The organism is Streptomyces sp. R21 (assembly GCF_041051975.1).
In the GTDB taxonomy this organism is placed as follows: domain Bacteria; phylum Actinomycetota; class Actinomycetes; order Streptomycetales; family Streptomycetaceae; genus Streptomyces.
The window spans coordinates 8,755,430-8,781,493 of the sequence record NZ_CP163435.1 but is presented as its reverse complement, the minus strand read 5'-3'; the positions used below and the strand labels follow the sequence as shown (position 1 = coordinate 8,781,493).

General features: G+C 70.0%; 22 protein-coding genes. 14 read left to right on the top strand and 8 right to left on the bottom strand.

Translation table 11 applies throughout. The features are described 5' to 3' along the window. Positions 1–24 precede the first annotated feature (24 nt). From AB5J56_RS39290 to AB5J56_RS39275, 4 genes are all read right to left on the bottom strand, one after another. Complete coding sequence (locus AB5J56_RS39290; RefSeq protein WP_369240272.1) at positions 25–873, bottom strand: carbohydrate ABC transporter permease; 849 nt, start codon at positions 871–873, stop codon at positions 25–27. Continuing rightward, positions 870–1,850 carry a carbohydrate ABC transporter permease gene (locus AB5J56_RS39285; RefSeq protein ID WP_369240270.1) on the bottom strand — a complete coding sequence of 327 codons (981 nt, stop codon included), beginning with the start codon at positions 1,848–1,850 and terminating at the stop codon, positions 870–872. Before AB5J56_RS39285 ends, AB5J56_RS39290 begins: the two co-directional genes overlap by 4 nt. A gap of 20 nt (positions 1,851–1,870) precedes the next feature. Next, on the bottom strand, positions 1,871–3,112 hold the full coding sequence (locus AB5J56_RS39280) for an extracellular solute-binding protein (protein ID WP_369240268.1): 1,242 nt from the start codon (positions 3,110–3,112) through the stop codon (positions 1,871–1,873). Between the two features lie 192 nt (positions 3,113–3,304). Next, positions 3,305–4,336 (bottom strand): LacI family DNA-binding transcriptional regulator, encoded by a 1,032-nt coding sequence (locus AB5J56_RS39275; protein ID WP_369240266.1) that lies wholly within the window; start codon positions 4,334–4,336, stop codon positions 3,305–3,307. A gap of 322 nt (positions 4,337–4,658) precedes the next feature. Here AB5J56_RS39275 and AB5J56_RS39270 point away from each other — a divergent pair, with 322 nt between their 5' ends. The 3 genes from AB5J56_RS39270 (at position 4,659) to AB5J56_RS39260 (ending at position 10,289) form a co-directional block, all read left to right on the top strand. Next, positions 4,659–7,349, top strand: a complete 2,691-nt coding sequence (locus AB5J56_RS39270; protein WP_369240264.1) for a cellulosome protein — start codon at positions 4,659–4,661, stop codon at positions 7,347–7,349. Positions 7,350–7,391: 42 nt separating this feature from the next. Continuing rightward, complete coding sequence (locus AB5J56_RS39265) at positions 7,392–9,218, top strand: RICIN domain-containing protein (protein WP_369240262.1); 1,827 nt, start codon at positions 7,392–7,394, stop codon at positions 9,216–9,218. Positions 9,219–9,374: 156 nt separating this feature from the next. Next, positions 9,375–10,289, top strand: a complete 915-nt coding sequence (locus AB5J56_RS39260) for a helix-turn-helix transcriptional regulator (RefSeq protein ID WP_369240260.1) — start codon at positions 9,375–9,377, stop codon at positions 10,287–10,289. A 9-nt stretch (positions 10,290–10,298) separates the two neighbouring features. Here the strand turns inward: AB5J56_RS39260 and AB5J56_RS39255 are convergent, their stop codons facing one another. After that, a complete protein-coding gene (locus tag AB5J56_RS39255; protein ID WP_369240258.1) occupies positions 10,299–11,219 on the bottom strand; it encodes a helix-turn-helix transcriptional regulator in 921 nt (306 codons plus the stop codon). Between the two features lie 164 nt (positions 11,220–11,383). On the opposite strand from AB5J56_RS39255, the gene AB5J56_RS39250 reads away from it, so the two are divergent. From AB5J56_RS39250 to AB5J56_RS39210, 9 genes are all read left to right on the top strand, one after another. Next, the gene (locus AB5J56_RS39250; protein ID WP_369240256.1) at positions 11,384–12,784 is read left to right on the top strand and encodes an MFS transporter; all 1,401 of its coding nucleotides are present in this window, start codon (positions 11,384–11,386) and stop codon (positions 12,782–12,784) included. 73 nt (positions 12,785–12,857) lie between these two features. Beyond that, positions 12,858–13,706: an aldo/keto reductase gene (locus tag AB5J56_RS39245; protein WP_369240254.1), complete on the top strand. Its 849-nt coding sequence runs from the start codon at positions 12,858–12,860 to the stop codon at positions 13,704–13,706. 95 nt (positions 13,707–13,801) lie between these two features. Beyond that, the gene (locus AB5J56_RS39240) at positions 13,802–14,422 is read left to right on the top strand and encodes a flavodoxin (protein ID WP_369240252.1); all 621 of its coding nucleotides are present in this window, start codon (positions 13,802–13,804) and stop codon (positions 14,420–14,422) included. A 389-nt stretch (positions 14,423–14,811) separates the two neighbouring features. Further along, positions 14,812–15,789, top strand: coding sequence for an aldo/keto reductase (locus AB5J56_RS39235; RefSeq protein WP_369240250.1), 978 nt, complete (start codon positions 14,812–14,814; stop codon positions 15,787–15,789). A 33-nt stretch (positions 15,790–15,822) separates the two neighbouring features. Continuing rightward, positions 15,823–16,674 carry an aldo/keto reductase gene (locus AB5J56_RS39230; RefSeq protein WP_369240247.1) on the top strand — a complete coding sequence of 284 codons (852 nt, stop codon included), beginning with the start codon at positions 15,823–15,825 and terminating at the stop codon, positions 16,672–16,674. Positions 16,675–16,994: 320 nt separating this feature from the next. After that, entirely contained in the window at positions 16,995–17,636 is a 642-nt protein-coding gene (locus tag AB5J56_RS39225) for a (2Fe-2S)-binding protein (protein WP_369240245.1), read from the top strand. A gap of 4 nt (positions 17,637–17,640) precedes the next feature. After that, positions 17,641–18,621 (top strand): xanthine dehydrogenase family protein subunit M, encoded by a 981-nt coding sequence (locus tag AB5J56_RS39220; protein ID WP_369240243.1) that lies wholly within the window; start codon positions 17,641–17,643, stop codon positions 18,619–18,621. Continuing rightward, positions 18,618–20,813, top strand: coding sequence for a xanthine dehydrogenase family protein molybdopterin-binding subunit (locus AB5J56_RS39215; protein WP_369240241.1), 2,196 nt, complete (start codon positions 18,618–18,620; stop codon positions 20,811–20,813). The genes AB5J56_RS39220 and AB5J56_RS39215 overlap by 4 nt, the downstream gene beginning before the upstream one ends. Before the next feature lie 41 nt (positions 20,814–20,854). After that, positions 20,855–21,010: a DUF2255 family protein gene (locus tag AB5J56_RS39210; RefSeq protein ID WP_369240239.1), complete on the top strand. Its 156-nt coding sequence runs from the start codon at positions 20,855–20,857 to the stop codon at positions 21,008–21,010. A gap of 25 nt (positions 21,011–21,035) precedes the next feature. Here AB5J56_RS39210 and AB5J56_RS39205 read toward each other — a convergent pair whose 3' ends face one another. Together AB5J56_RS39205 and AB5J56_RS39200 are read right to left on the bottom strand one after the other, a co-directional pair. Continuing rightward, the gene (locus AB5J56_RS39205; RefSeq protein ID WP_369240237.1) at positions 21,036–21,842 is read right to left on the bottom strand and encodes an SDR family oxidoreductase; all 807 of its coding nucleotides are present in this window, start codon (positions 21,840–21,842) and stop codon (positions 21,036–21,038) included. 64 nt (positions 21,843–21,906) lie between these two features. After that, positions 21,907–22,788, bottom strand: a complete 882-nt coding sequence (locus AB5J56_RS39200; protein ID WP_369240235.1) for an aldo/keto reductase — start codon at positions 22,786–22,788, stop codon at positions 21,907–21,909. 305 nt (positions 22,789–23,093) lie between these two features. On the opposite strand from AB5J56_RS39200, the gene AB5J56_RS39195 reads away from it, so the two are divergent. Together AB5J56_RS39195 and AB5J56_RS39190 are read left to right on the top strand one after the other, a co-directional pair. Further along, complete coding sequence (locus tag AB5J56_RS39195) at positions 23,094–23,375, top strand: carboxymuconolactone decarboxylase family protein (protein WP_369240233.1); 282 nt, start codon at positions 23,094–23,096, stop codon at positions 23,373–23,375. Between the two features lie 8 nt (positions 23,376–23,383). After that, a complete protein-coding gene (locus tag AB5J56_RS39190) occupies positions 23,384–24,970 on the top strand; it encodes a Na+/H+ antiporter (RefSeq protein ID WP_369240231.1) in 1,587 nt (528 codons plus the stop codon). Here the strand turns inward: AB5J56_RS39190 and AB5J56_RS39185 are convergent. Then, the gene (locus tag AB5J56_RS39185; protein ID WP_369240229.1) at positions 24,938–25,888 is read right to left on the bottom strand and encodes a helix-turn-helix transcriptional regulator; all 951 of its coding nucleotides are present in this window, start codon (positions 25,886–25,888) and stop codon (positions 24,938–24,940) included. The two genes, AB5J56_RS39190 and AB5J56_RS39185, sit on opposite strands and share 33 nt — an antisense overlap. Positions 25,889–26,064 lie beyond the last annotated feature (176 nt).

Genomic DNA, 26,064 nt, shown 5'->3' with positions numbered 1-26,064 from the left:
AATTACCGGCGATCAGCGCAGGGATCAGTCCTTGACGGCTCCGGCGCTCACGCCGGCGGCGACGTAGCGCTGGGCGAGGACGAGGATGACCGCGGCCGGCAGCGAAGCCACGACGGCGGTGGCCATGATGGCGTTCCACTGCTGGTTGTTGTTGCCGATGTAGTGGTAGATGCCGAGGGTGATCGGCTCGTGTGCGCCGCCGCCCGCGAGGGTGCTGGCGAAGACGAAGTCGGACCAGGACCACAGGAAGGCGAACAGCGACACCGTGACGATGGCGTTGCGGCTCATGGGCAGGACGATCGACCGGAAGGTGCGCACGGGGCCGGCCCCGTCCATCTGAGCGGCCTGGAGCAGTTCGCCCGGGATGCCGGACATGAAAGCCGTGAAGATCAGTACGGCGAAGGGGACGGCCAGCGTGGAGTCCGCGACGATCAGGCCGGGCGCCGACTGGAGCAGACCGAGGCTGAGGTAGATGGCGTAGAAGCCCATCGCCATGATGATGCCGGGGATCATCTGGGCGACCAGGAAGAGGAAGCTGAGCACGCCGCCGCCGCGTGGGCGGAGTTTGGCCAGCGCGTAGCCCGCGGGGGCGGCCAGCGCCACGGTCAGCACAACCGTGCCGATGCCGATCACCAGGCTGGTGCCGAGGTAGGGCAACTGCTGGTCCAGGACGGCCCGGTAGCCCTCCAGTGTGCCGTGCAGGGGCAGCAGGTCGGGGGGACTCTTGCGCATGTCCTGCTCGCGGGTGAAGGACACGTTGAGCATCCAGTAGACCGGGAAGAGCATGACCGCGGTGAGCAGGAGTCCGGTGGCCGTCTTCCACCAGGTGCTGCGTCCCCGGCGCGGGCGGAGTGCGTTCGTGACGGTTGTCATGAGGCGTACTGCTTTCGCTGGACCCGCAGGTACACGAGGCCGAAGACCAGGGCTGCGACGACGAGCAGGTTGCCGACGGCGGCGCCGGGGCCGAAGGCCGGCAGGAGGTTGCCGAAGCCGAGCTGGTAGGACCAGGTGGCGAAGGTGGTGGACGCGTCGGCCGGGCCGCCCTTGGTCATGATCCAGATGATGTCGAAGACCTTGAGTGTGTAGACCAGGCCGAGCAGGAGGGTGATGGCGGACACCGGGCGCAGCAGCGGGAAGGTGATGTGCCAGAAGCGCCGCCAGGCTCCGGCGCCGTCGAGGGCGGCGGCCTCGTACAGGCTGCTGGGGATCGCCTGCAACCCGCTGTGCAGGACGACCAGGTTGAACGGGACGCCGATCCAGATGTTGGCGATGATCACCGAGGTCAGCGACCAGGACGGCGAGGTCAGCCAGTTCACCGGGCTGATGCCGATGGCGTGCAGGGCGGTGTTCACGATGCCGGAGTCGCTGTTGAGCATCCACGACCAGGTGGAGGCCGACACGATCAAAGGCAGCAGCCACGGTACGAGGAACAGGGCGCGCAGGGTCGCGGAGAGCCGGAAGTTCTGGTTGAAGAAGACCGCGAGGGCCAGTCCGATGGCGTACTGGAAGAACAGGCAGACGACGGTGAACACCACGGTGTGGGTGAGCGCCGGGCCGAAGGTCGGGTCGTCGAAGACCTTCCGGTAGTTCGCGAGGCCGGTGAAGGGCGCGTCGCCCTGGACGAAGGAGCGGACGGTGTAGTTGCGCAGGCTCAGGTCGAGGTTGCGGTAGAGCGGATAGGCGTAGAAGAGGGCGAGGTAGAGGGTGACCGGGGTGAGGAAGGCCCAGGCGGCCCACTGCTGTGAGGTGGGGCGGCGGCGCGCGGTGCGGGCCGGGGGCGGGGCGGCGGTGGCCGCCCCGGTCCGGTCGAGCGCGGGCCGGCGGTCCGGCGGGTGTGTGGTGCGGTTCATCAACAGACCCTGTGCTTCCGTTACTTGACGGCGTCCTGGGCCGCGGCGAGCGCGTCCTTCGGGGACTTCGCCCCGCTGAGGGCCGACTGGACCGCCTTCCACATCTGCTCCGAGATCTTGGGGTACTTGGTGCCGAGGTCGTCGCTGGTGCGTCCCTTGGCCGCCTTGACCGCGTCGACCCACGGCTTCAACTCGTCGTTGGCCGCCACCTGCTTGTCCTGCACCTCACTCGTCGGGGCCACGTAGGAGAGCGTGGTGTCGGTGGCGAGGAGGTTCTCGCTGCTGGTCAGGCAGGACACGAGCTTCTGCGAGGTGGCGTAGCGGTCGGTCTTGTCCTGGACCGGGATGGTGACGAACTCGCCGCCGGTCGGGGCCGCCGCGTTGCCGCCGGTGGCGGCCGGGATGGGCAGGACGCCGTAGTCGAGGCCCGCCTTCTTGGCGTTGGCGAGCTGCCAGGTGCCGTTCTCGGCGAAGGCGTATTCGCCGGTCGCGAACTCCTGCCAGCTGGTCGTCTGGGTGTTGTTGAGCACCGAGTTGGGGGCGTAGCCCTTCTTCAGCCAGTCGTTCCACAGCGACAGCGCCGACTCGCCCTGGGAGGAGTCGAGTTGGGTCAGCTTCGCGCCGGAACCCCAGAACCACGGCAGGAACTGGAAGCTGCCCTCCTCCGTGCCGATCGCGGAGAAGGTGATGCCCTTCTTGCCCGCCTTCTTGGCCTTCTCCAGTGCCACCGTCAGCGACGGCCAGTCCTTGACCGAGGCGATGTCGACGCCCGCGGCCTTGAGGACCTTCTTGTTGTAGTAGAGGGCGAGGGTGTTGGCGCCGACGGGCGTTCCGTACGTCTTCCCGCCCGACTGGCCGGCGGCGAGCAGGTTGGGGTCGGCCTTCGAGGTGTCGAGCTTGTTGTCCTCGGTGGTGGTGAGGATGCCGGCCTCGGCCAGGGTCGACACCACGGGGTTGTCGACGATGAGCACGTCCGGGGAGTTGCCCTGCTGGGCCGCCAGCAGCGCCTTGTTCGGCAGGTCGCTGGTGTCGAACGCGGTCCGCTTGACCTTCACGCCCGCCTTGCTGCCGCAGCCGTCGAGCAGCTTCGCCCACGCCGAGCCCTTGGCGAACTGCGGGTAGGGGTCCCAGATGGTGTACGTGCCGCTGCCCGACCCGTTCGCGGACGAACTGTCGCCGGAGGAGCAGGCGGTGGAGCCCGTGACGAGGGCGACGACGGTCAGGGTCGCGGCGGTGAGCCGCCGGCCGGCAAGTCTGTTCATGTCGCGTTCCTTTGGGATGTCGGCATGTTTTGGGCAAGGGCATGCCGAAGAGAGAGGCAGGTCGGGAGATGTCCGGCCGTGCAGGGCCGGTGAAGGAGCGGCGTGGATGGTCCACGAGGACTACGGGCCGCCGAGGTGATGGTGTCGAGGAGTCAGAAGTGTGCGAGGTCGGGGGAGTTCGGGGTCAGCTGTTCACTCGGACCCGGGTCCCGGGAGTACGTGGGCGGGCCCGGTGCTGGCCCGCAGCGAGATGGGCGGCGCGAGCAGGTGGTGGCGCGGGGTCGCGTCGGGATGGTCGAGCTGCTCGACGAGGAGGTCGACGGCGAGGCGCCCCATCTGCTCCGCCGGTACGTCCGCCGCGGTGAGCTGCGGGGTCACCGTCTCCGCCCACCGCCCAGCCACGACCCCGGTGACGGAGAAGTCGCGCGGTACGTGACGGCCCGCCACGGCCAGGCCCCGGTAGAGACCGCCCAGCGCGGCCTCGTTCAGTGTGACCAGTCCTGTGGTGGCGGGATCGTCGTGCAGGATCCGCTCCAGGCAGGCCTGACCGGAGGAGGCGTCGTCACCGCAGCTGTACGTGCGTACGGTGAGCCCGCGCTCGGCCGCGGCCTTGGTGAAGCCGTCCAGCCCGCGGTGCGCCGACTCGTACCCGGCACGGAGCAGATGCTCGGGCCGGTTGACGAAGGCGATCCTGCGGTGGCCCAGATCGGCGAGGTGGTGGACGCAGGCCGCCGCGAGCGCGGTGTGGTCCAGGCCGACCCACCAGTCACCGTGCGGTCGTGCGGTGCGGCCGATGCAGACGGCGGGGAAGTTCTCGGCGACGAGATGGTCGACGCGGTCGTCCTGGAGCCTGATCTCCATCAGGATCGCGCCGTCCACCCGCCGCTCGGCCAGCAGCCGCTGGAAGGAGCGGTCGCTGTCCACGCCGCTCGGTGAGAGCAGCACGTCGTAGTCGTGAACCGCCGCCGCTTCCACCACACTGCCGATGAAGTCGAGCTGCATCCCGGTGTAGTGGTTGCCGGCCGGCGGGAAGACCAGGCCGATGGTGCTGGTCCGGCCGTTGGCCAGGGCACGCGCGCTGGCGTTGGGCCGGTAGCCCAGTTCGTCGATGACCTGCTGGATCCTGCGGCGGGTCTCCTCCGACACCGAGCGCTTGCCGCTCAGGGCGTAGGACACGGTGCTCCGCGAGACACCGGCCCGCTTGGCGATCTCTCCGATGTTCACGGCGCTCCTTCGTCGAACCGGTTCGAGCGCGAGCCGACTGTCGAACCGGTTCGCGTGACTGGAAGGTAGGAGCGACTCCACACAGGTGTCAATGCCTTGCGCGTATTTCGTGCAACCCGCCGGAAACAAGCCCGTCGATCCGTGTCAGAGGTATTGCTGGCCTGTTTCCCGTGGTGCTAGCTTCCGGCGAACCGGTTCGACAGAGCCGTTCGTCATCGCCATATTCCCCGAGCTGGGCCTCGCAGTTGCAGGTACACCCAGCCTGGCGTTGATCGAACCGGTTCGTATTCGGGATGACACGGATCACCCAACGGAGACTTCAGTGCCACGCAGACGCAGCATCAGAAGAGCGAGCGCCGGTGCCACCGCCGTAGCAGCCCTCGCCGCCCTGCTCGCCATGCCCGCCGCCGGCACGGCAAGCGCGGCGGAACCGGAGCAGCTCACGATCGACCTCGCCACGGATACCGGCGCCTTCCACGGCGGCGCCTCCGGCTCGCTGTACGGGATCTACGGCGACGGCGCGCCCAGCCGCAACGTCGTCGAGGGCATGCACGTCCGTACGGTCTCGACCAAGGCGCAGGACGGGCCCCAGCATCCAGGGGCGGACGCACTGGAGGTCCTGCCGCCGTTCGTGGACTCGGGCGGCAAGGACGTCTACATCTACATGACCGACATCTACCGCGGCTTCCCCTATCAGTGGCCCGGCGCCGACGGCCCGGCGCGGCTGGCCGACTTCGAGGCGAAGATCAAGAAGCAGGTCCAGCAGGTCCTGACCATGGGCGACTACAAGGACCACGTCGTCTTCGTGCCCTTCAACGAGCCCGAAGGGAACATGTTCGGCACGGGCGAGTGGAGCTACAACAAGACGTCCTGGCTGAACGACCCGCAGTACTACTTCGCGGCCTGGAAGGAGGTCTACCACCTCATCAAGGGCCTCGACCCGCAGGCCCGTATCGCCGGCCCCAACACCAGCGTCCTCTACGACCAGGTGAAGGGTTTCCTGCAGTACGCCAAGGCCAACGACGTCGTACCGGACGTGATGACCTGGCACGAGCTGTCGTCGCCCGCCGCGGTCCGCACGAACGTGGCGAAGTACCGGCAGATGGAGAAGGACGTCGGCGTCGGCCCGCTGCCGATCAATGTCAACGAGTACGGCCACAACTACCACCTCTCCGTGCCCGGCCAGGTCGTGCAGTGGGTCTCCGCCATCGAGGAGTCCAAGATCGACGCGGACCTGGCGTACTGGAACATCGACGGCAACCTCAACGACTCGGCCGTCGAGGCCAACAAGGGCAACGGCCAGTGGTGGCTGTTCAACGCCTACGGCCAGATGTCCGGCCACACCGTCGAGGTGACCGCCCCGCACCCCAACCAGCAGTACACCCTCCAGGGCGTCGCCACGCTCGACGAGAGCAAGAAGCAGTCGAGGGCGATCTTCGGCGGCAGGAGCGGCGACGCGAACGTCGTCTTCAAGAACATCGACCCCAAGCTGTTCGGCGGGACGGTGCACGCCACCGTCCAGGAGATCCCCTGGACCGGCCAGGTCGGCGACTCGGCGCAGCCGCTGCGGCTTGCGGACGAGGAGTTGGCGGTCGGCACGGACGGCACCGTGACGCTCCCCATGACGGGCATGAACGAGATGTCGGCCTACCAGGTCATCCTCTCCCCCGGCGGCAACGGCGGCGTCCCGGACGACCCCTCCGTCAGCTGGCGCAAGACGTACGAGGCGGAGAACGCCGCCTACACCGGCGGCGGTTACTCGAAGAACGGCCCCGAGGGCACGCCCTCGAACGTCGGCAGGTTCGCGACCTCCGGTGCCTACAACGTGGGCGGCCTGCGCACCGGCTCCGACGGGATGCTGGGCTTCGACGTGGACGTACCGAAGGACGGCACGTACGACCTGAGTGTGTTCGCCAACTCCTACAACCTGTACGGCCTGGTGAAGGAGCAGGGGCCCACCAACGTCTTCCTGCGCGTGGACGGCAACGACCCGCAGGAGCTGCGGCTGCCGCTCGGCTACAAGTGGGTGGTCTGGGGCCACACCGACACCACGGTGAAGCTGACCGCGGGCAAGCACCGCATCACGCTCGCCGCGAAGGACGCGGACCTGGGCGTCACCAAGGGCGACGCCATCATCGACAAGGTCGACCTGTCGTTGCGGGACGAGCACGTCACCGCGCCGGCGGTCTACGAGGCCGAGTACGCCACGCTCTCCGGAACGCAGCCCAGCTACACCCACCGCGGCACCTCCGGCCCCGGCGCTGTGCCGCTGGGCAAGGGCGACTCCGCGACCTTCTGGGTCTACTCCCCCACCGACCATGAATCGACCGTGTCCGTGAACCACTTGGGCGGCGGCCGGGCGAACCTGTCCCTCAACGGCGAGAAGCTCCACGTCTCCCAGGTCGGGGGCGGCAAGAAGGGCACCGACCGGGTCCGGATGTTCCTGTCCGGCGGCATCAACAAGATCACCGTCACGGGTGCCTCGCACGAACTCGTGCTGGACCGGGTGCGGGTCATGTCCTCCAGCGGCGCTCTGACCACCGACGTGTACCAGGCCGAGGACGGGGCGCTGACGGGCGCCGCCAAGGTCACCGACGCCTACACCTTCGCGTCCGGCGGCAAGGCGGTCACCGATGTCGGCGACGGCAAGGCCAACGCCCTCACCGTCGACGTCGTCGCCAAGCACTCCGGCCGGCACGCTGTGACCATCCGCTACTCCAACGCCGAACAGGCGCCCGCCACCCACTACAACCCCGACCCGATCGCCCGCCACGCCGACCTCTCGGTCAACGGCGGACCGGCTCGTCGCGTGCTGTTCCCGACGACCTTCCACTTCGACGACTTCCGGGAACTGACCGTCCCGGTGACGTTGCAGAAGGGCGCGAACCGGCTCTCCTTCACCGCGGCCGAACTGCCCGACTTCAACGGCGACACCTACAACCAGTACGACCAGCGCTCCCCGTACGCACCGGTCATCGACCGGATCGCCGTCACCCCGCTCGCCGAGAAGTAGCGAGCGAACCTCCCCCTCCCTCCCCAGGTGAAAGAGCCGCACATGTACCTGAGTTCACCACGCCCACTTTTCAGAACCGCCGCCGTCCTGCTGACGACCCTGGCCGCGAGCCTGCTCCCCGCCACCTCCTCGCACGCCGCCGACACCAGCGTCACCGTCGACTTCGCCACCGCCGGGGGCGCCCCCACCTACCGCGCCTCCGGAATGATCTACGGCATGACGCCGAACGGCTCGCTCCCGCAGGACCACTTCTTCAAGGACATCAAGTGGCACTTCATGCGGGCCGGCGGCGCCCAGCTCAACAGCGGCGGCTACGCCACCAGCCTCGCCGAGTACCAGACCCGCTGGAACTCGACCCTGGCGCAGTACAAGCGCACCGCCGCCCTCGGCGGCACCTTCGTGATCCTGCCGCACGACCTGTGGGGCGCCGACAGCACCACCCACGTGGGCTGGCCCGGTGACAACGGAAACTGGACACAGTTCGACAACTTCGTCACCCAGCTCATCGGCGACGTCAAAGCCAACAACATGACGGTCCAGTGGGACCTGTGGAACGAGCCCGACGGCAGCGGCTTCTGGGGCGCCTCGCAGGCGCAGTACCTGCAGATGTGGTCGCGGTTCTACGCCCGCGTCCGGGCGGCGTTCCCGGGCCAGCTCATCGTCGGCCCCAGCATCGCCGGCCAGCCCACCTCCTCCAACAGCTGGTGGACCACGTATCTCAACTACGTCAAGGCCAACAACGTCGCCCCCGACATCTACAGCTGGCACGACGAACCCGCCGACCCCGTCCCGGGCGTCGCCGGCGCCAACTCCACCCTCGCCGCCGCGGGACTGACCAACACCCGCCCGTACCAGATCAACGAGTACGCCGCGCTCTCCCAGCAGAACCCCGGCGGCGGCGCCTGGTTCATCGGCCGCCTGGAGCGGGCGGGCGCCGACGGCCTGCGCGGCAACTGGGCCTCCGGCACCGCTTTGCACGACAACGAGGCGAACCTGCTCACCAAGAACAGCGCAGGCCAGTACCTGCCGCTGGGCGAGTGGTTCATGTACCGCTACTACGGCTCCCAGACCGGCAACATCGTCAACCTCGTCCCCGGCTCCGGCACCGACGGCCTGGCCACCAAGGACAACTCCGCGAAGAACGCCAAGATCCTGCTCGGCAGCAACGGCAACACCGGCACGGTGACCGTCAACCTCACCGGTCTGAACACGACTTCGGTGGTGGAGAGCGGCAAGGTCCGCGCGGTCGTCCAGCGCGTCCCCTACAACAACGGCGCCGCGGTGGCAGGCCCGGAGACGATCTCCGACACCACCCTGACGGTCAGCAACAACGCGGCCTCGGTCAGCCTCCCCTGGAGCAACGCCAAGGACGGCTACACCGTCACCCTGCTCCCGCCGTCCGACACCACCGTGTCCACGGTCGCCGTCAGCCAGAACAGCGGCCAGTGCCTGGACGACACCGACCTGAGCACCGCCAACGGCACCCAGTACCAGCAGTGGAACTGCGAGGGCGGCTACCAGCAGATGCTCGACCTCAAGCCGGTGTCGGGCCGGACGAACACCTACACCGTCGTCAACGAACTCAGCGGCAAGTGCCTCGACGTCTCCGGAGCCTCCACCGCCGACGACGCCGCCGTCATCCAGTACACCTGCAGCGGCGCCACCAACCAGATGTTCACCCTCAACCCCGTCACCGCACTCGGCAACAGCCACGACTACCAACTCGTCGCCGTCCACAGCGGCAAGTGCGTCGACGTCAGCGACATCTCCACCGCTCCCGGCGCCCGGATCCACCAGTGGACCTGCGACCCCGCGAGCGCCCTCGCTACGAAGAAGAACCAGATCTGGCGCCTGTCGGGCAGGGTCTGAGACACGGGCGCAGTCCTGCCGGGCCGACCCGCGCGACCCGGCAGGACTCGCTGCCCTCTCACGCGCGCCCCCAATGCCGGGGAACGGTATTCCGGGGTGTGACAGGGCCTCCCAACCGCCTACCGGCCGGTCACTTGTGACCGCAGACTCGAAGACATGACACGTGAGCAGCCCACGAGCGGGGGCACCGAGCTGGGGCGCTTCCTGCGCGCCCGCAGAGCGCGGATCTCCCCCGCCGAGGCCGGTCTCACGGTCGCCTCCGGGATGCGCCGCACGCCCGGACTGCGCCGTGCGGAGCTGGCCACCCTGGCGGGGATCAGCCTCGACTACTACACCCGCCTCGAGCGCGGCAGGGAAACCCGACCCGGTCCGTCCGTCCTCGACTCCCTGGCCCGGGCACTGCGCCTGGAGGACGACGAACACGAGCACCTGCGCACGCTGGCCGTGATCGCCGCCCGTATCGCCCCGGAGCCTGCGCCAGCGCCCAGCCGGACCGTACGGCCGGGCGTGAAGCTGCTGCTGGAGAGTCTGCGGCCGAACCCCGCCCACGTGGTCAGCCGCACGGGCGACCTGCTCGCCGCCAACCCCGGCGGACTGAGACTGCTCGCCGGCATCGAGGAGTGGCCCGCCCGGCAGCGCAACCTCGCCCGGTACGTCTTCCTGCACCCCGCCGCGCGCACCCTTTTCCACGACTGGGCCACCCAGGTCCGCGGCTGTGTCGCCCGCCTGCGCGCACTCGCGGGCACCGACCCGGACGCGCCCGACCTGACCCGGCTCGTCGGTGAACTCCTGCTGAAGAGCCCCGAGTTCGTCCGCCTGTGGGAGCGCTACGACATCAAGAGCCGCGCCCACGGCCGCAAGTCCTTCCACCACCCCGAAGTCGGCGACTTCACCCTCGGCTACCAGACCATGGAGCTGGAGGGCACCCCCGGCCACCGTCTCGTCACCTACTACGCAGCGCCGGACACCGCCGAGCACGACGCCCTCGTCCTCCTCGACCTGCTCGGCTCCCAGCCGACACCGCGCGACGCGGCTTCGAACCAGAACGAGGCCACGTCGTCCTCGCCGTGACCCGCAGGGTCAGGGCTGGAGGTGCCGTTGCTGTTCGGCCTTCGTGTCCGGTTGCCCGGCGGGCCCCGGCACGGCCAGGTCGAGCAGGATCATGGCGTCGTGGTCGGCAGTGCCCGGTTCGGCGGTGTAGACGCCGAGGCGTTGGCCCGGGGTGTCCTCGATGTGCATGCTCTGCCCGGTGAGGGTGAGGGCGCCGACCTGCGGGTGGTGGAAGGTCTTCTGCGCCTTCTTGCGCCCGACGACGTCGTAGCGCTCCCACAGTCTGGCGAAGTCGGGGCTCTTCAGCAGGAGTTCACCCACCAGGCTGGTGAGGTCGGGAGCGTCCGGGTCGATGCCGGCCTGGGCGCGGAGCCGGGCGACGCAGCCGCGGACCTGGTACTCCCATGCATCGTGGAAAAGGGTGCGCGCGGTGGGGTGCAGGAAGAGATACCGGGCGAGGTTGCGCTGGGTCGCGGGCCACTCGGCGAGGCCCGCGTACAGGGCGAGGCCGCCGGGGTTCCAGGCGAGCAGGTCCATGCTGCGGCTGATGACGTAGGCGGGGCTCGGCCGGAGCGTCTCCAGGACCAGCTTCAGGTGCGGGCGCACGGTCCGGCTGGGCGGCGGCGGGGGCTCGGGGGCGTACCGGGCGGCCTGGGCGGCGAGTTCGCGCAGGTGCTGGTGCTCCGCGTCGTCCAGGCGCAGGGCGCGGGCGAGGGCGTCGAGCACGGAGGGGCTGGGCCGGGTCTCCTTGCCGCGCTCCAGACGGACGTAGTAGTCGATGCTGATGCCGGCGAGCGTGGCCAGTTCCTCGCGACGCAGACCGGGGGTACGGCGCAGGCCGGTTCCCATGGTCAGGCCGACCTGGTCGGGGCGGGTCTGGGTACGGCGTGCGCGCAGGAACCGGCCCAGCTCCATGTCGCCGCTCCTGCTGGTGCTCTGCTCGGGTGACATTCCGCAAGTCTCACACCGCACTGACCTGCGTGGCAGGCGTGTGGGGGGCCCTGTCGCACCCCCGAACACCGCTCCCCGGCACAGCCCGGCCTGCCACCGCTTCCGGAATGGCGGGAGGCTCGATCTTGTCAGCATCCTGCCCTTCCAGCACAGGAGAACGTCCCGTGTCCGTGCCCGCCTCGTCCACACCCCTGCACCCAGGATCGGTCGGCCTGCCGCCGCAGAGCCGGTCGGGCGGGCGTATGGCGCTGGCCGCCGTCCTGATCGGCTTCTTCACGATCATGGTCGACGCGATGATCGTGAACGTCGCCCTTCCCTCGATCGGGCGCGGCTTCGGCAGCGGGATGACCGGCCTTCAGTGGGTGGTCGACGGCTACACGCTCGCCTTCGCCGCGTTCCTGCTGTCCGCCGGCGCGATCAGTGACCGTATCGGCGCCCGGCAGGCGTTCGCCGTCGGCCTGGGGCTGTTCGTCGCAGCGTCCGCGGTGTGCGGGATCGCGCCGAATCTGGGCGTTCTGGTGGCGGCGCGGCTGGTGCAGGGAGCCGGGGCCGCGATGGTCGTCCCCTCCTCCCTCGCCCTGCTGCGGGAGACCTTTCCCGACCCGGCGGAGCGAGCGAAGGCGATCGCCCTGTGGGGTGTGAGCGGCTCGGTCGGTGCGGCCGCCGGACCGGTGGCCGGCGGACTGCTGACGGTGGTCGACTGGCGGATGATCTTCTTCGTCAACGTGCCCGTCGGCGCGGTGGCCCTGCTGCTTCTCCGGCGCGCCCAGCCTTCCCCCCGGCAGGAGTCGCCCTTCGACTGGACCGGCCAGGTGTCCGCCGTCGCCGCCATGGGTGCGTTGACGTACGCCGTCATCGAGGCCGGTGCGGACGGTTTCGGAACTCCACGGGTCCTGGCCGCCTTCGCCGTGGCCGTCGTGGCGGCCGTGGTCTACGTGGTCGCACAGGCCCGCGGCAGGCATCCGATGACGCCGCTGCCGCTCCTGCGCTCCCGCACGATGTCGCTCTCCGCCGCCATCGGCTTCGCCCTGAACGTCGGCTTCTACGGAATGATCTTCCTGCTGGGGCTGTACCTCCAGCAGGTGCACGGCCTCAGCGCGCTCGCCACCGGTGTGGGATTCCTGCCGATGACCGTGCTCACCTCCTTCATGGGCCCCGTCGCCGCCCGCCTCGCGACCCGGTTCGGTGCGCGGATACCGGTGACCATCGGCCAGAGCCTGATGGCGGTCGGTCTGCTGGCCATGGTGATGGTGCCCGCCGGGGCGCCGGTGTGGCTGTCGGTCGTGCTGATGGTGCCCGTCGGTGCCGGCGGCGCGATGGCCGTGACCGCGCTGGTGGCCCTGCTGCTGGAGAACGTGCCCGCCGAGCGGGCCGGTGTCGCCAGTGGTGTGCTGAACGCGGCCCGCCAGCTCGGTGGCGCCCTGGCCGTCGCCGTCTTCGGCGCGATGGTCGCCGACCGGGCCGGGTTCGTCTCCGGCCTGCACACCAGCCTCCTGATCGCCGCGGGGGTCGTGGCGGTGAGCATCGTGGCCACCGTGCTGCTGCGACCCGAACGGAAGGCGTGATGAGCACGCCGACATGAACCGGACTCCGACCGGCCAACTGTCCCCAACTCGCCCCGTACAAAAGGAAAGTCGCATGCAGACCGTCACCCTCAACAATGGCGTCGAGATGCCGATCCTCGGCTTCGGCGTCTTCCAGATCGCCCCGGAACAGACCGAACAGGCCGTCACCGAGGCCCTGGCCGCCGGCTACCGGATGATCGACACCGCGGCCGCCTACGGCAACGAGGAGGCCGTCGGCCGCGCCATCGCCGCCAGTGGCATCCCGCGCGACGAACTGTTCGTCACCACCAAGCTGTGGGTCCAGGACACCGGCGAGGAGAACACCGCGCGCGCCTTCGAGACGTCGCTGGGCAAGCTCGGCCTGGACCACCTCGACCTGTACCTGATCCACCAGCCCTACGGCGACGTCCACGGCTGTTGGCGTGCGATGGAGAACCTGAACCGCGAGGGCCGGGTCAGGGCGATCGGCGTCTCCAACTTCTACGCCGACCGGCTCGTCGACCTGATCGACCGCAACGAGATCACGCCCGCGGTCAACCAGATCGAGACCCACCCGTTCTTCCAGCGCGCCGACGACCAGGAACTGATGCGGGAGCGCGGCGTGCAGATCGAGTCGTGGGGCGGGTTCGCCGAGGGCAGGAACAACCTCTTCACGCACCCGGTGCTCAGCGCCATCGCCGACCAGCACGGCCGTTCCGTGGCGCAGGTCGTCCTGCGCTGGCTCGTACAGCGGGAGGTCGTCGCCATCCCCAAGTCGGTCCGCGTGGAGCGGATGAAGGAGAACCTCGACGTCTTCGACTTCGAGCTCACCGACGACCAGATGGCCGCCGTCGCCACCCTGGACACCGGCAGCTCCCTGTTCTTCGACCACCGTGACCCGGACCAGGTCAGCCGGATCGGCAACCTGCGCATTCACGGCTGATGACAGCCGCTGAGCCCGACGCCGGGACAGCGCGACCGGCCGCGCCGGGGCGTCGCACGCTCCTTCGTGGCGTACTTCTGGGAGGAGCCACCGCCATGACCGGTCTCCAGATCACCGGTTGTTCCACGTCCTCACCCAGCGGGGCCGCCTCGGAGAGCGCGGAGCGTTCTGCTGCAACGGCCTCGCCCGGAAAGCGGGTCCTGCTGGCCTACTTCTCCCGGCCGGGCGAGAACTACTCCTACGGCGGGCGCGCCGACCTCGAAGTCGGCAACACCGAGGTCCTCGCGCGCATGATCAGCGAGCGCATCGAGTGCGACGTACATCGCATCGAGGCCGTCGACCCCTACTCGGACGATTACGAGGAGACGGTCGCGCGCAATATCCGCGAGCAGGACGCCGATGCCCGGCCGGCCGTCGCCGACCTCCCGTCCTCGATCGAGCGCTACGACACGGTGCTGCTGGGCAGTCCCATCTGGAACGTACGAGCACCCATGATCATGACGACCTTCACCGAGAAGTTCGACTTCCGGGGCAAGACGGTCCTTCCGTTCACGACGCATGCCATGAGCGGGCTGGGCACCACCGAGCGCGACTACGCGGCGTCGTGCCGGGGCGCGACCGTCGGCGAAGGACTCGCGGTACGCGGCGAGGAAGTCCGGGACGCCGACGCCGCGGTCCAGTCGTGGCTGCGCCGCACCGGCCTCCTCCGGGACTGAGCAAGGCGCTGCCGGCAGCGCGCCGGTTCGCTACCGCTCGTGAGCCGGGCCCGCGGCGTCTTGAGCCCGCCCGTAACAAACCCCCGATCCACTTGGTCGACATGTTGGGGGCCCTGTCATTCCCCCGAACAGCTCGGCCCGTCATCTGAGGCGCTCAGGCGCCGTGACGGGCGGGACCTGCCCATAGGCTTCCCATGAGGCCCACGATCGCAGTGCCGTACGGCGCTTGGTGCCGTGCCCGGTCCGGCCCTGCCGCCATGGGCCGAGGGCACGCGACAAGCGGAGGCCGGACGCCTGGGCCAGAGTGGAAGCGGCTCCCGAACGGCGAGCGCCCAGTCCGCAAGCACCTGCGAAGAACCGGCCCGAAGACGACGGAGCGGAGAGCACTGATGCACCACATCCACCTGCGTGACCTGGAGGTTTCCCGGATCGGTCTTGGCGCGATGGGCATGTCCCAGGGATACACCGGCGCCGGGACCAACGAGGCGGAGTCCATCCGTACCGTGCACCGCGCCCTGGAGCTGGGTGTCACCTTCATCGACACCGCCGAGATCTACGGCCCGTACACCAACGAGGAACTCCTCGGGCGCGCCCTCAAGGACCGCCGCGACAACGTGGTGCTGGCCACGAAGTTCGGCCTTGTCTCCCACGGGGACGACGGGCCCGGGCACCTGGACTCCGGCGCGGCCAACATCCGCACCGCCGTCGAGGGCTCGCTCCAGCGTCTCGGCACGGACCACATCGACCTGTACTACCAGCACCGCGTCGACCCGAACGTCCCGATCGAGGAGACGGCGGGCGCCGTGGGCGAGCTGATCGCCGAGGGGAAGGTCCGCGCGTTCGGCCTGTCCGAGGCCGGGCCGGAGACGATCCGCCGCGCGAACGCCGTCACGCCGGTCACCGCCGTCCAGTCCGAGTACTCCCTCTTCACGCGCGACCCGGAGGCACAAGTACTGCCTGCGCTGCGCGAACTCGGCATCGGCTTCGTCCCGTTCTCGCCGCTGGGACGCGGCTTCCTCACCGGCGCGATCCGCTCCACCGACGGCTTCGCCGAGAACGACTTCCGCAAGGACAACCCGCGCTTCACCGGCGAGAACTTCCAGCACAATCTGCGCCTGGCCGACGAGGTCAAGGCCGTCGCCGATGAAGTCGGCGCCACGCCGGCCCAGGTCGCCATCGCCTGGCTGCTCGCGCAGGGCGACGACATCGCCCCCATCCCCGGCACCAAGCGCGTGAGCCGCCTCGAAGAGAACGCCGGCGCCGACGCCGTTCGGCTCACCCCCGCCCAGCTCGACCGCCTGACAAGCCTCCCGCCTGCGGCCGGCGCCACCCATACCGAAGCCCAGCTCAAGATGCTCGAGCGCTGACCCTCCCCCGCTGAACCCGTTGAAGGAAATCCCATGCAGAACGTCACCCTGAACAACGGCGTCGAGATGCCGATCCTCGGCTTCGGCGTCTTCCAGATCCCGGCCGAGGAGACCGAGCAGGTCGTCACCGAGGCCCTCGCGGCCGGCTATCGGCTGCTCGACACGGCGGCGTCGTACGGCAACGAGGAGGCCGTCGGCCGGGCGATCAAGAACAGCGGCATCCCGCGCGAGGAACTCTTCGTCACGACCAAGCTGTACGTCCAGGACGGGCCTGCCGAGGAGAACACCAAGCGTGCCTTCGAGGCGTCGCTGGCCAAGCTCGGGCTCGACTACCTGGACCTGTACCTGATGCACCAGCCCTACGGCGACGTGTACGGCCAGTGGCGGGCCATGGAGGAGATCAACCGGCAGGGCCGTGCCAAGGCGATCGGCGTCTCCAACTTCTACCCCGACCGCCTGCTCGACCTGATCATCAACAACGAGGTCACGCCCGCCGTCAACCAGATCGAGACCCACCCCTTCTTCCAGCGTGCCGACTATCAGGAACTGATGCGCGAGCAGGGCGTCCAGCACCAGGCGTGGGGTGGCTTCGCGGAGGGCAAGAACGATCTGTTCGCCAACCCGGTGCTGAGCGAAATCGGCAAGAAGTACGGGAAGTCGGTGGGCCAGGTGGTGCTGCGCTGGGCGGTCCAGCGTGGGGTTGCCTCGATCCCGAAGTCGGTACGCGCCGAGCGCATGGCGGAGAACATCGACGTGTTCGACTTCGCGCTCACCGACGCCGAGATGGCGTCCGTCGCCGGCCTGGACACCGGAGCCACGCTCTTCTTCGACCACCATGACCCGAAGATGGTCAACTGGCTGAGCGCGCGGCGCCTGGACAGCTGAACCACACCCTGAGCGGCAGGCCGCGGCGGCACACACCGCTCCGCGGCCTGCCGCTCCCCGTTCCGGTGAGCAAGTCCCGTCTCTGACCGCGCAGATCACTCGGGCGAGCCCGCGGCGCCGCACTGTCTTCCTTTCGGTACCGGATGCCAAGTGCCGTGGGGGGCCCTGCTGTTACCCCCTCACAACAGGGCCTGGTAAAGGACTGGTCAATTCGCGAGGCTGACGGTGCGATTCCGCATCGCTCGTGCCCGTGGGCCCCGCACGTACCCGCAGCCACGAGTCCCTCCGCCCGGTTCCGTCGCCGAAACGAGAGAGTGGGCATGTCTACCGAACCCCCCGCGTCACCCGTCGCTCCTGCCGAGGGACCACCGACAGCGCCGTCCCGGCGCACGTTCATCGCGACGACCACCGCCGTCGGTGGTGCCGTCGTGGCCGGCGGTCTGACCACGGTCGCCTCCCCCTTCGGCACCCAGGAGGCGGCCGCCGCCGAAGCACCGCCCGCCAGCCGCGTCTCCTTATCGGTCAACGGCAAGCGGCACACCGTCACGGTCGACAACCGGACGTCGCTGCTGGACCTCTTGCGCGAGCACCTCGGTCTGACAGGGTCCAAGAAGGGCTGCAACGCGGGGGCCTGCGGCGCCTGTAGCGTCCTGGTCGACGGACGCCGGGTCAACTCCTGCCTCACCCTGGCGGTTCGCCTGGAGGGCTCCGAGGTCACCACCATCGAGGGCCTGGCCGACGGCGACCAACTCCATCCCCTCCAACAGGCGTTCATCGATCAGGACGCCTTCCAGTGCGGCTACTGCACGCCGGGACAGATCCTGTCCGGCGTCGGCTGCATCAAGGAGGGCCACACCGGCTCCGCCGAGGAGATCCGGGAGTGGATGAGCGGCAACATCTGCCGCTGCGGCTGTTACGTCAAGATCGTGCGCGCGGTCGAGCAGACCGCACAGGGGAAGTGAGCCGATGCACCCCTTCTCCTACACGAAGCCGTCCGACACCCGCGAAGCCCTCAAGGCCGGGCGCCGAGGCGGCCGTTATATCGCCGGCGGCACCACACTCGTCGACCTCATGCGGGAGACGGTCGAACGCCCCGAGACCCTGGTCGACATCAGTGGCCTGCCGCTGCGCGAGGTCACGGTCACCGAGCGCGGCGGTCTGCGCATCGGCGCACTGGTGAGTATGGCCGAGACGGCCGCGAACCCGAAGGTGCGCACCCTCTACCCGGTCATCTCCCAGTCCCTGGAACTCAGCGCCTCGGCCCAACTGCGCAACATGGCCACCATCGGCGGCAACATCATGCAGCGCACCCGGTGCACCTACTTCCGGGACGTGACCGCCGCCTGCAACAAGCGTGAGCCGGGCTCCGGTTGCGCGGCCCGTGAGGGCTTCAATCGCACCCACGCGATCCTGGGTACCTCCGACGACTGCGTGGCCACCCACCCTTCCGACGTGGCCGTCGCTTTCGCGGCACTGGAGGCAACCGTCCACCTGCTGGGGCCCGACGGGGGGCGGCGGATCCCCTTCGCCGACTTCCACCTCCGACCGGGCGGCACCCCGAACCGCGAACAGGTGCTCAGGAAGGGCGAGTTGATCACAGCAGTCGAAGTCCCGGCGTATCCACGCCCACTGAAGTCCGGCTATCTGAAGGTGCGGGACCGTCAGTCCTACGAGTTCGCCCTCACCTCCGCCGCCGTCGCCCTGCACGTCCGTGGCGGCGTGATCCGCGAGGCGAAGGTCGCCGCGGGCGGGGTGGGCACCGTGCCATGGAAGCTGCCCGAGGTCGAACGAGCCCTCGTCGGCGAGCGCCCCTCGGACCAACTCTGGGCCCGGGCAGCCGAGTCGGCCGCGGACGGAGCACTCCCCCTCGCGCACAACCGCTTCAAGATGGAGCTGCTCAAGCGGACCGTGGAACGCCAGCTGCGCATCGTAGGAGACAGCAAATGAGCCCCCAGCCGCAGGCAGCCGTCGGCGCACCGCTCTCCCGGGTGGACGGGCGGCTGAAGGTGACCGGGCAGGCGAAGTACGCCGCAGATCACGAGCCCGCGGGCGTCGTCCACGCGGTGGTCGTCGACAGCAGCGCCGGCCGCGGCCGCATCACCGGCATCGACACGAGCGCCGCCGAGTCCCAGGCAGGCGTCCTGAAGGTCATCCACCACCGCAACGCCCCCAAGCTGCCGTACGGGCCCAACCCCGGCTCGCTCAACCTCCCGGGTGAGCGGCTGCGTGTCTTCCAGGACGACCAGGTCCACTTCCACGGCCAGCCGGTCGCCGTGGTCGTCGCCACCACCCTGGAGGCGGCGCAGCACGCGGCGAGCCTGGTGAGAGTCGACTACGACGCCGAACGGCCCGTCACCGACCTGGCCGACGGTACGGCGGCGGGCGAGCCCCGCACCTACGCGCGCGGCGACGCGGAGGCGGCCCTGCAATCCGCCGCCGTACGGCTGGAGATGACGTACCGGCTCGCCCGCACCCACCACAATGCGATGGAGCTGCACGCCACCGTCGCCCAATGGGACGGTGACCGGCTCACGCTGTGGGACAAGACCCAGTGGGTGGCGAGCCCGCGGGACGAACTCGCCGCGAATTTCGGTATTCCGGCGGCGAACATCCGCGTCATCTCGCCCTTCGTCGGCGGCGCCTTCGGTAATGCGGCGCGGGCCTGGCCGCACATCACCATCGCGGCGCTCGCCGCCCGTGAGGTGGGCCGCCCGGTCAAGCTCGTGCTGACACGCCGGCAGCTCTACTTCGGGGTCGGCTACCGGCCGTCGTACGAGTACAAGGTGCGGCTGGGCAGCGACCGCGGCGGGCGGCTGACGGCCATGACCCACGACCTGCGCGCGGAGACGGCCACGTACGAGACCTTCGCGGAACGCGGTGTCGTCTCCCCGGGGCAGATGCTCTACACGACACCCAACGTCAGCCAGACCCACCAGCCGGTGCGGCTGGACGTGAACACCCCGACCCCCATGCGCGGCCCGGGCTACTCCACCGCCGCCTTCGCCATCGAGAGCGCGATGGACGAACTCGCCACCGAACTCGGCATCGACCCCATCGAACTGCGCCGGCGCAACGAACCCGAGAACGACCAGTTCAGCGGGCGGCCCTTCTCCACCCGGCGACTGCGCGAGTGCTACACCACCGGCGCCCGCGAGTTCGGCTGGCACCGCCGCAACCCCAGGCCCCGTTCCACCCGCGACGGCGACTGGCTGATCGGCACCGGCATGGCGACCGCGGTCTACGACACCCTGCGCGCCCCGGGGCAGGCCCGGGTACGCCTCGACGCCGACGGCACCGCCCTGATGGAGTCCTCGACCAGCGACATGGGCCCCGGCACCTACACCTCCATGACGCAGGTCGCCGCCGACGCCCTCGGCCTCACCGTCCGCAACGTCACCTTCCGCCTCGGCGACACCAACATGCCCACGGCCCCGCTCCACGGCGGCTCGCTGACCATGGCCAGTGTCGGATCGACGGTCCAGGACGGCTGCGACAAGCTGCGACAGCAGGCGGTCCAGCTCGCCGTCGAGGACTCACGATCGCCGCTGTACGGCGCCGACGCCGACGACGTCGTCGTGCGCGGCGGCCGGCTGCACGTGACGGACAACCCCGCTCGCGGGGAGACGTACCGGCAGCTCCTCACCCGCAACAACCGCCCCTACTTGGAAGCGATGGGCTCCTGGACCCCGGCCCAGTCCCGTTCCTCCATGTACGCCTACGGCGCGGTGTTCGCCGAGGTCGCCGTCGACGCCCGCCTCGGTCTGGTGCGGGTGCGGCGGATGCTCGGTGTCTTCGACGCGGGCCGGATCATCAGCCCCAAGCTGGCCGACAGCCAGGCCATCGGCGCGATGACCGGCGGTATCGGCGCGGCCCTGCTGGAGCACACGGTCACCGACCACCGCGACGGCCGGATCGTCAACGCCAACCTCGCCGACTACCTGGTGCCGGTCAACGCCGACGTCCCCGACCTCAAGGCGATCTACGTCGACGGCCGGGACGACGAGGCCGACCCCCTCGGCGTCAAGGGTCTCGGCGAGGTCGTCCTGGTCGGCGTGGCGCCCGCCATCGCCAACGCCGTCTTCCACGCCACGGGCCGGCGGGTGCGCGAACTCCCCATCACCGCCGAGGCGTTGCTCTGAGGCGTGCCCCACCACGCCCGCTGTGGGCCTGACCTGCGGCGGTGACCTCGACGTGCTGCTTCACCGACGCCGACCCGGCCGACCAGCCCGCCGTGGACACCGCCTACCACGCCAAGTACGACGCCTACCGGGGCATCGTCGACCACGTGCTCACCGAGCAGGCCCGCGCCGCCACGCTCAAGCTCATCCCGCGCTGACGCCACCCGGGTCGGGCCGAAGCAGTCAGCCGGTGCGGACGGCTTCCAACTCCTGCCGGACGCTTTCGGGTTCGGTGTCGAGCGGCATGTTGGCCTTGTCCAGGGCGGCGTCGAGAGAGCCGGAAGGGTCGGCCGCGAGGTCGGCGAAGAGCGGGGCGAGGTCGGTGGGGGCCGGACCGTGCTCGGCGACGAGTTCGAGGGTCTTGTGATCTGCCTCAGTAGTGGTGAGGGCGGAGACGAGGACCTGGGCGATCTGGCGGCGGGAGACGACGCCGTCGCTGGGGTCGCCGGCGTGCCGGGTGTCGCCCTGCAGCATCACCAGGGCGTGCTGGTCAGGGGCGTTGTAGTCGAACCAGCCGGGACGCACCACGGTGTAGGGGCGGCCACTGGCACGGACCAGGCGCTCGGCGCGGCGCTTCCAGGCGTGGGCGTCGGTGATCGGGTCGTCGTCGCCGCGTCCGGCGCCCTCGGGGCGGCCGGTGACTCCGATCGCGGTCATCAGCGAGATCCGGGCGGGCCGTTGCCCCAGGGCCTCAAGGGTGTTGCGGACGCCGCCGTAGTCGACGCGTTCCGCCTGTCCCGGGCCGCCGTGGGAACCGTGCGTGAAGACCACTGCGTCGATGCCGTCGACCGCGTCGGCCAGGGTGTCTGCCCTGCCCAGGTCGCCGGCGACGATCCGCGCGCCGTCCGGCAGCGAGGCACGGGCGCGCTCGGGGTCGCGGGCGAGGGCCTTGACATGGTGGCCCTGTTGGAGAGCTTCGGCGACGACGTGGGTGCCGATGCTGCCGGTCGCGCCGACGACCAGGACGGTCAGCGGGGTGGTGCTGGCCATGAGTGAGCTTCTTCCATGAAAGCGGGGGCGGGGACGGCTGGCCGCCTCCCTGCCCCCGGTGGGATCACGCTTCGGGGATGTCGATCGAGTAGCCCTCCAGCGTGATGCTGTCGGGTTCCGGTCCTCCCCGGACGCCGGTGTCGAGCGCGTCGATCGCGGCGAGTTCGTCGGCGCTCAGCTCGAAGCCGAAGACGTCGAAGTTCTCGGCGATGCGGGCGGGCTTGGTCGACTTCGGGATCGCCGAGCGGCCTTCCTGCAGGTGCCAGCGCAGCATCACCTGCGCGGCGGACTTTCCGTACCGGTCCGCGATGTCGAGCAGCGTCGGATCGTCGAAGGTCCGCTTCTCACCGCCGCGGTAGGAGGTGATGCCGCCGATCGGCGACCAGGCCTGGGTCAGGATGTCGTGGTCGGCGTGCAGCTTCTGCAGCGCCTTCTGCTGGAAGTACGGGTGGAGTTCGATCTGGTTGACCGCGGGGACAACGGACGACTCGGCCAGCAGGCGCTCCAGGTGCTCGGGCATGAAGTTGCTGACGCCGATGGCGCGTACCCGGCCGTCGGCCAGCAGTTTCTCCAGCGCCCGGTAGGCCTCCAGCGTGCGGTCGAAGGCGGAGGGCAGGGGTTGGTGGAGGATCAGCAGGTCGAGCTGGTCGACGCCGAGTTTGCCCGCGCTCTTGTCGAACGCGTGCAGCGTGGCGTCGTAGCCGTAGTCGGTGATCCAGACCTTCGTCTCGACGAACACCTCGTCACGGGCGAGGCCCGCGCGGCGCAGGCCCTCACCGACCTCGCGTTCGTTGCCGTAGGCGGCGGCCGTGTCGATATGGCGGTAGCCGACGCGGAGCGCCTCGGTGACCGCGGCGGTCGTGACGTCGGGCGGGGTCTGGAAGACGCCAAGCCCGATGGCCGGGATGCTCACACCGTTGTTCAGGGAAAGCGTGCTGGTAGGCATGGTTCGACGCTAAGCACCCAGCCCGTGGCACGCACGCCGGTTGGGGGGCCCTGTCACACCCCCGATCTCCCCTCCCCCCATTCCGGGCCAGGGCTGTGGGGGAGCCGGGAACAGGGCAATGACAGGGCCCCCCATCCGAGTGGCGCGGCCCGCATCCGGCCATGAGACTGCTGACGTGGGACGGCCGCCCACGCCGGCCGTTCCGGCCAAGTGGCGTAGTGACCGTGCCGTTCGCCGGGCTGCCGCCCGCTCGCGCGCGGTGCGCCGGCCCACCGCCACCGCCACCCACCCAGGAGAAGTCCTGTATGCCCACGCAACCCTCCCGGGCTCAGCAGTTGCTCGGTGACCTCGCGCCGAAGATGGTCCAGCTCACCGACGACGTGCTCTTCGGCGACGTATGGGAGCGCGAGGGCCTGTCTCCGCGCGACCGCAGCCTGATCACCGTCGCGGTGCTCGCCGCCACCTACCGGCCCGGTGGGCAGTTCCCGCCCGGCGAGGCGGCCCGCGAGCAGTTCGGCGGAAGGATCGTCCGCTTCGAGCAGTTCGTCGACAGCGCGGGCGTGCGCAACGCGATGGCAGCGGGCTAAGGGGCTCCATGGTCGGTCTGGAACTCGCCGTCGTCCTCGGCATCGGGGTGCTGCTCTGCGGCGCGCTCGGCCCTCGGCTGCGGATCGGCCAGCCGGTGCTGCTGCTGGCCTTCGGCGTCCTGGCAGGACTGCTGCCCTCACTGCGTGAGGTGGAGCTGCCGCCCGACGTGGTTCTGCTGCTGTTCCTGCCCATCCTGTTGTACTGGGAGAGCCTCACCGCCTCCCTGCGCTCGATCCGGCGCAGCCTGCGCGGCATCGTGCTGGTGAGCACGCTGCTGGTGATCGCCACCGCCGCGGCTGTCGCGGCGGTGGCGCACGCGCTCGGCATGGGCTGGGGTCCCGCGTGGGTGCTCGGCGCGGCCGTCGCCCCCACCGACGCCACCGCCGTGACGGCCCTGCGGGGACTGCTGCCCGAGCGCTCGCTGACCATGCTCAAGGCCGAGAGCCTGGTCAACGACGGAACCGCCCTCGTTCTCTACGGCGTCGCGGTCGGCGTCACCACGGGCGAGGAGCATCTGGGTTGGGGCCACGTCAGTTGGCTGTTCCTGGTCGCCTACGTCGGCGGGGCCGTGGCCGGCGCCCTCGTCGCCTGGCCCGCCCTGGTCCTGCTACGACGGCTCACCGACCCCATGCTGCGGATCGTGCTGGCGCTGCTGACCCCGTTCACGGCCTACCTCCTCGCCGAGTCCGTCGAGGCGTCCGGGGTCCTCGCGGTGGTCGTCTGCGGCCTGATCGTCAGCCGTGCCTCGCCCCGGGCCAGCGGCGCGACGGACCGTCTCCTCGGCCACTCCTTCTACGAGGTCGCCACCTTCCTGCTCAACGCCGCCCTGTTCCTCATGATCGGCGTGGAGATCCCCACGGTCGTGCGCGACCTGGACCGCTCCGCCCTCACCCAGGCCATCTGGACCGTCCTGGCCGTGTGCGTGGTCCTCGTGGCCGTGCGCATCGCCTTCCTGTTCCTGTCGGCCTTCGTGATCCGAGCCCTGGACCGGCGCCCCGAGCAGCGACTGCGCCGGGTCAGCCACCGTTCCCGCGTCGTCAGCGGCCTGTCCGGGTTCCGTGGTGCGGTCTCGCTCGCCGTCGCGCTCTCCGTCCCCACCACCCTCGACGACGGCGCCCCGTTCCCCGACCGGGACACCATCGTGTTCGTCACCGCAGGAGTCATCGTCGTCGCCCTGGTCGTCCAGGGTGCGGCGCTCCCCGCCGTCGTCCGCTGGGCGCACCTGTCCGACGACACGACCGTGCGGGACGAGACCAGGCTCGCCGAGACCACCGCCACCCAGGAGGCCCTGGACGAACTCGACGCCCTCGCCGCCGACCTGGGCGCGAGCGAGCACGCCACCGACCGCATGCGCCAGGAACTCCAGCTCCACCTCGATCTGCTCGGCGCCGACCCGGACGACCCCGGCCTCCACCCCGCACTGCGCCACCGGGCCGACTACGCCGCCCTGCGCCTCGCCGTCCTCACTCACAAACGCGCCACTGTCATCCGCCTGCGCGACAGCCAGCAGATCGACGACACCGTCCTGCGTCTCCTACAGGCCCGCCTCGACGCCGAGGAGTCACGCCTGACGCCCGCCGAGCCGTCCTCCTGACGGAGTTCGCGGCTCACTGTGGCCCTTGTCGGGACTGTGGCCCTCGTCGAGCAGGAGCATCTTGGCGTGATCAGGGCTGTCCGGCTCGGCGAAGAACACGACGAAGCGCTGCATCGGGCTGTCGTCCAGCGGCATGGACTCCCAGCCGAGGCGGACGTCCCCGACGTCGGGATGGTGGAACGTCCTGAAGCCCTGCGCATGCGGGGTGATGTCGAAGCGGTCCCACAGCTGCGCGAACTCCGGGCTCTTCGGCATGAGTTCGGCGACCAGGTCGGTCAGGTCCGGTGCGGCCGCGTCGATGCCGGCCAGCTTGCGCAGCCGGGCGACGCAGGAACGGGCCTGCTCGTCCCAGTCGTCGAGCACCTCGCGGGCGAGCGGGTGGAGGAAGACGTACCGTACGAGGCTCCGCCGCTGCGGAGGCTGGGCATCCAGGCCGGCGAAAAGGCGCAACGCCCCGGGGTTGCAGGCCAGCACGTCCAGGGTGCGGCCGAGGACCAGGACCGGATTGGGGCGCAGTTGCTCGGGCAGCAACGCCAGTCCCGGCCGGACCTCGCGGGCTGGAGAGGGATCCGCTCGGGCGGAGCCGGTGTGGGCATGCGCCTGGGCCTGGGCCACAAGCTCGCGCAGATGCCGGTGCTCCTGCTCGTTCAGACGGAGGGCGCGGGCGAGGGCGTCGACGACGGACGGGCTCGGGTGGGTCTCCTTGCCGCGCTCGAGACGCACGTAGTAGTCGATGCTGATCCCGGCCAGTGCGGCGACTTCCTCCCGGCGCAGGCCCGGTGTGCGGCGCAGGCCGGACGCAGTCGTCAGCCCGGCCCGCTCGGGGGCGATCTGTGCGCGGCGCGCCCGCAGATAGGCTCCGAGTCCGCTCGCGGTGTGCGCCTCGGGACCCTGCATGTTCTCCGCCGTCGGCACCATGGGCCCATTTTGCCCGATCCGCGGCGCCGGAGCTTCTCGGCGAAGCCCGTCAGCCCATCACCGCCTCGCCCACAGCGCGGTCGAGAAGGGCACCCAGTTCCCGGAGCACGGTGGTCGGTGGTCGGTGGTCGGTGGTCGGTGGTCGGTGGTCGGTGGTCGGTGCCCGGACTTACCGG

What these genes read in the sequence shown, in the direction of transcription:
- AB5J56_RS39280 (WP_369240268.1), bottom strand. Translation starts at nt 3,112, where the DNA reads ATGAACAGACTTGCCGGCCGGCGGCTCACCGCCGCGACCCTGACCGTC.
- AB5J56_RS39245 (WP_369240254.1), top strand. Translation starts at nt 12,858, where the DNA reads ATGCAGACCGTCACCCTCAACAATGGCGTCGAGATGCCGATCCTCGGC.
- AB5J56_RS39260 (WP_369240260.1), top strand. Translation starts at nt 9,375, where the DNA reads ATGACACGTGAGCAGCCCACGAGCGGGGGCACCGAGCTGGGGCGCTTC.
- AB5J56_RS39240 (WP_369240252.1), top strand. Translation starts at nt 13,802, where the DNA reads ATGACCGGTCTCCAGATCACCGGTTGTTCCACGTCCTCACCCAGCGGG.
- AB5J56_RS39225 (WP_369240245.1), top strand. Translation starts at nt 16,995, where the DNA reads ATGTCTACCGAACCCCCCGCGTCACCCGTCGCTCCTGCCGAGGGACCA.
- AB5J56_RS39220 (WP_369240243.1), top strand. Translation starts at nt 17,641, where the DNA reads ATGCACCCCTTCTCCTACACGAAGCCGTCCGACACCCGCGAAGCCCTC.
- AB5J56_RS39290 (WP_369240272.1), bottom strand. Translation starts at nt 873, where the DNA reads ATGACAACCGTCACGAACGCACTCCGCCCGCGCCGGGGACGCAGCACC.
- AB5J56_RS39195 (WP_369240233.1), top strand. Translation starts at nt 23,094, where the DNA reads ATGCCCACGCAACCCTCCCGGGCTCAGCAGTTGCTCGGTGACCTCGCG.
- AB5J56_RS39185 (WP_369240229.1), bottom strand. Translation starts at nt 25,888, where the DNA reads ATGGTGCCGACGGCGGAGAACATGCAGGGTCCCGAGGCGCACACCGCG.
- AB5J56_RS39265 (WP_369240262.1), top strand. Translation starts at nt 7,392, where the DNA reads ATGTACCTGAGTTCACCACGCCCACTTTTCAGAACCGCCGCCGTCCTG.
- AB5J56_RS39200 (WP_369240235.1), bottom strand. Translation starts at nt 22,788, where the DNA reads ATGCCTACCAGCACGCTTTCCCTGAACAACGGTGTGAGCATCCCGGCC.
- AB5J56_RS39235 (WP_369240250.1), top strand. Translation starts at nt 14,812, where the DNA reads ATGCACCACATCCACCTGCGTGACCTGGAGGTTTCCCGGATCGGTCTT.
- AB5J56_RS39190 (WP_369240231.1), top strand. Translation starts at nt 23,384, where the DNA reads ATGGTCGGTCTGGAACTCGCCGTCGTCCTCGGCATCGGGGTGCTGCTC.
- AB5J56_RS39285 (WP_369240270.1), bottom strand. Translation starts at nt 1,850, where the DNA reads ATGAACCGCACCACACACCCGCCGGACCGCCGGCCCGCGCTCGACCGG.
- AB5J56_RS39205 (WP_369240237.1), bottom strand. Translation starts at nt 21,842, where the DNA reads ATGGCCAGCACCACCCCGCTGACCGTCCTGGTCGTCGGCGCGACCGGC.
- AB5J56_RS39230 (WP_369240247.1), top strand. Translation starts at nt 15,823, where the DNA reads ATGCAGAACGTCACCCTGAACAACGGCGTCGAGATGCCGATCCTCGGC.
- AB5J56_RS39215 (WP_369240241.1), top strand. Translation starts at nt 18,618, where the DNA reads ATGAGCCCCCAGCCGCAGGCAGCCGTCGGCGCACCGCTCTCCCGGGTG.
- AB5J56_RS39255 (WP_369240258.1), bottom strand. Translation starts at nt 11,219, where the DNA reads ATGTCACCCGAGCAGAGCACCAGCAGGAGCGGCGACATGGAGCTGGGC.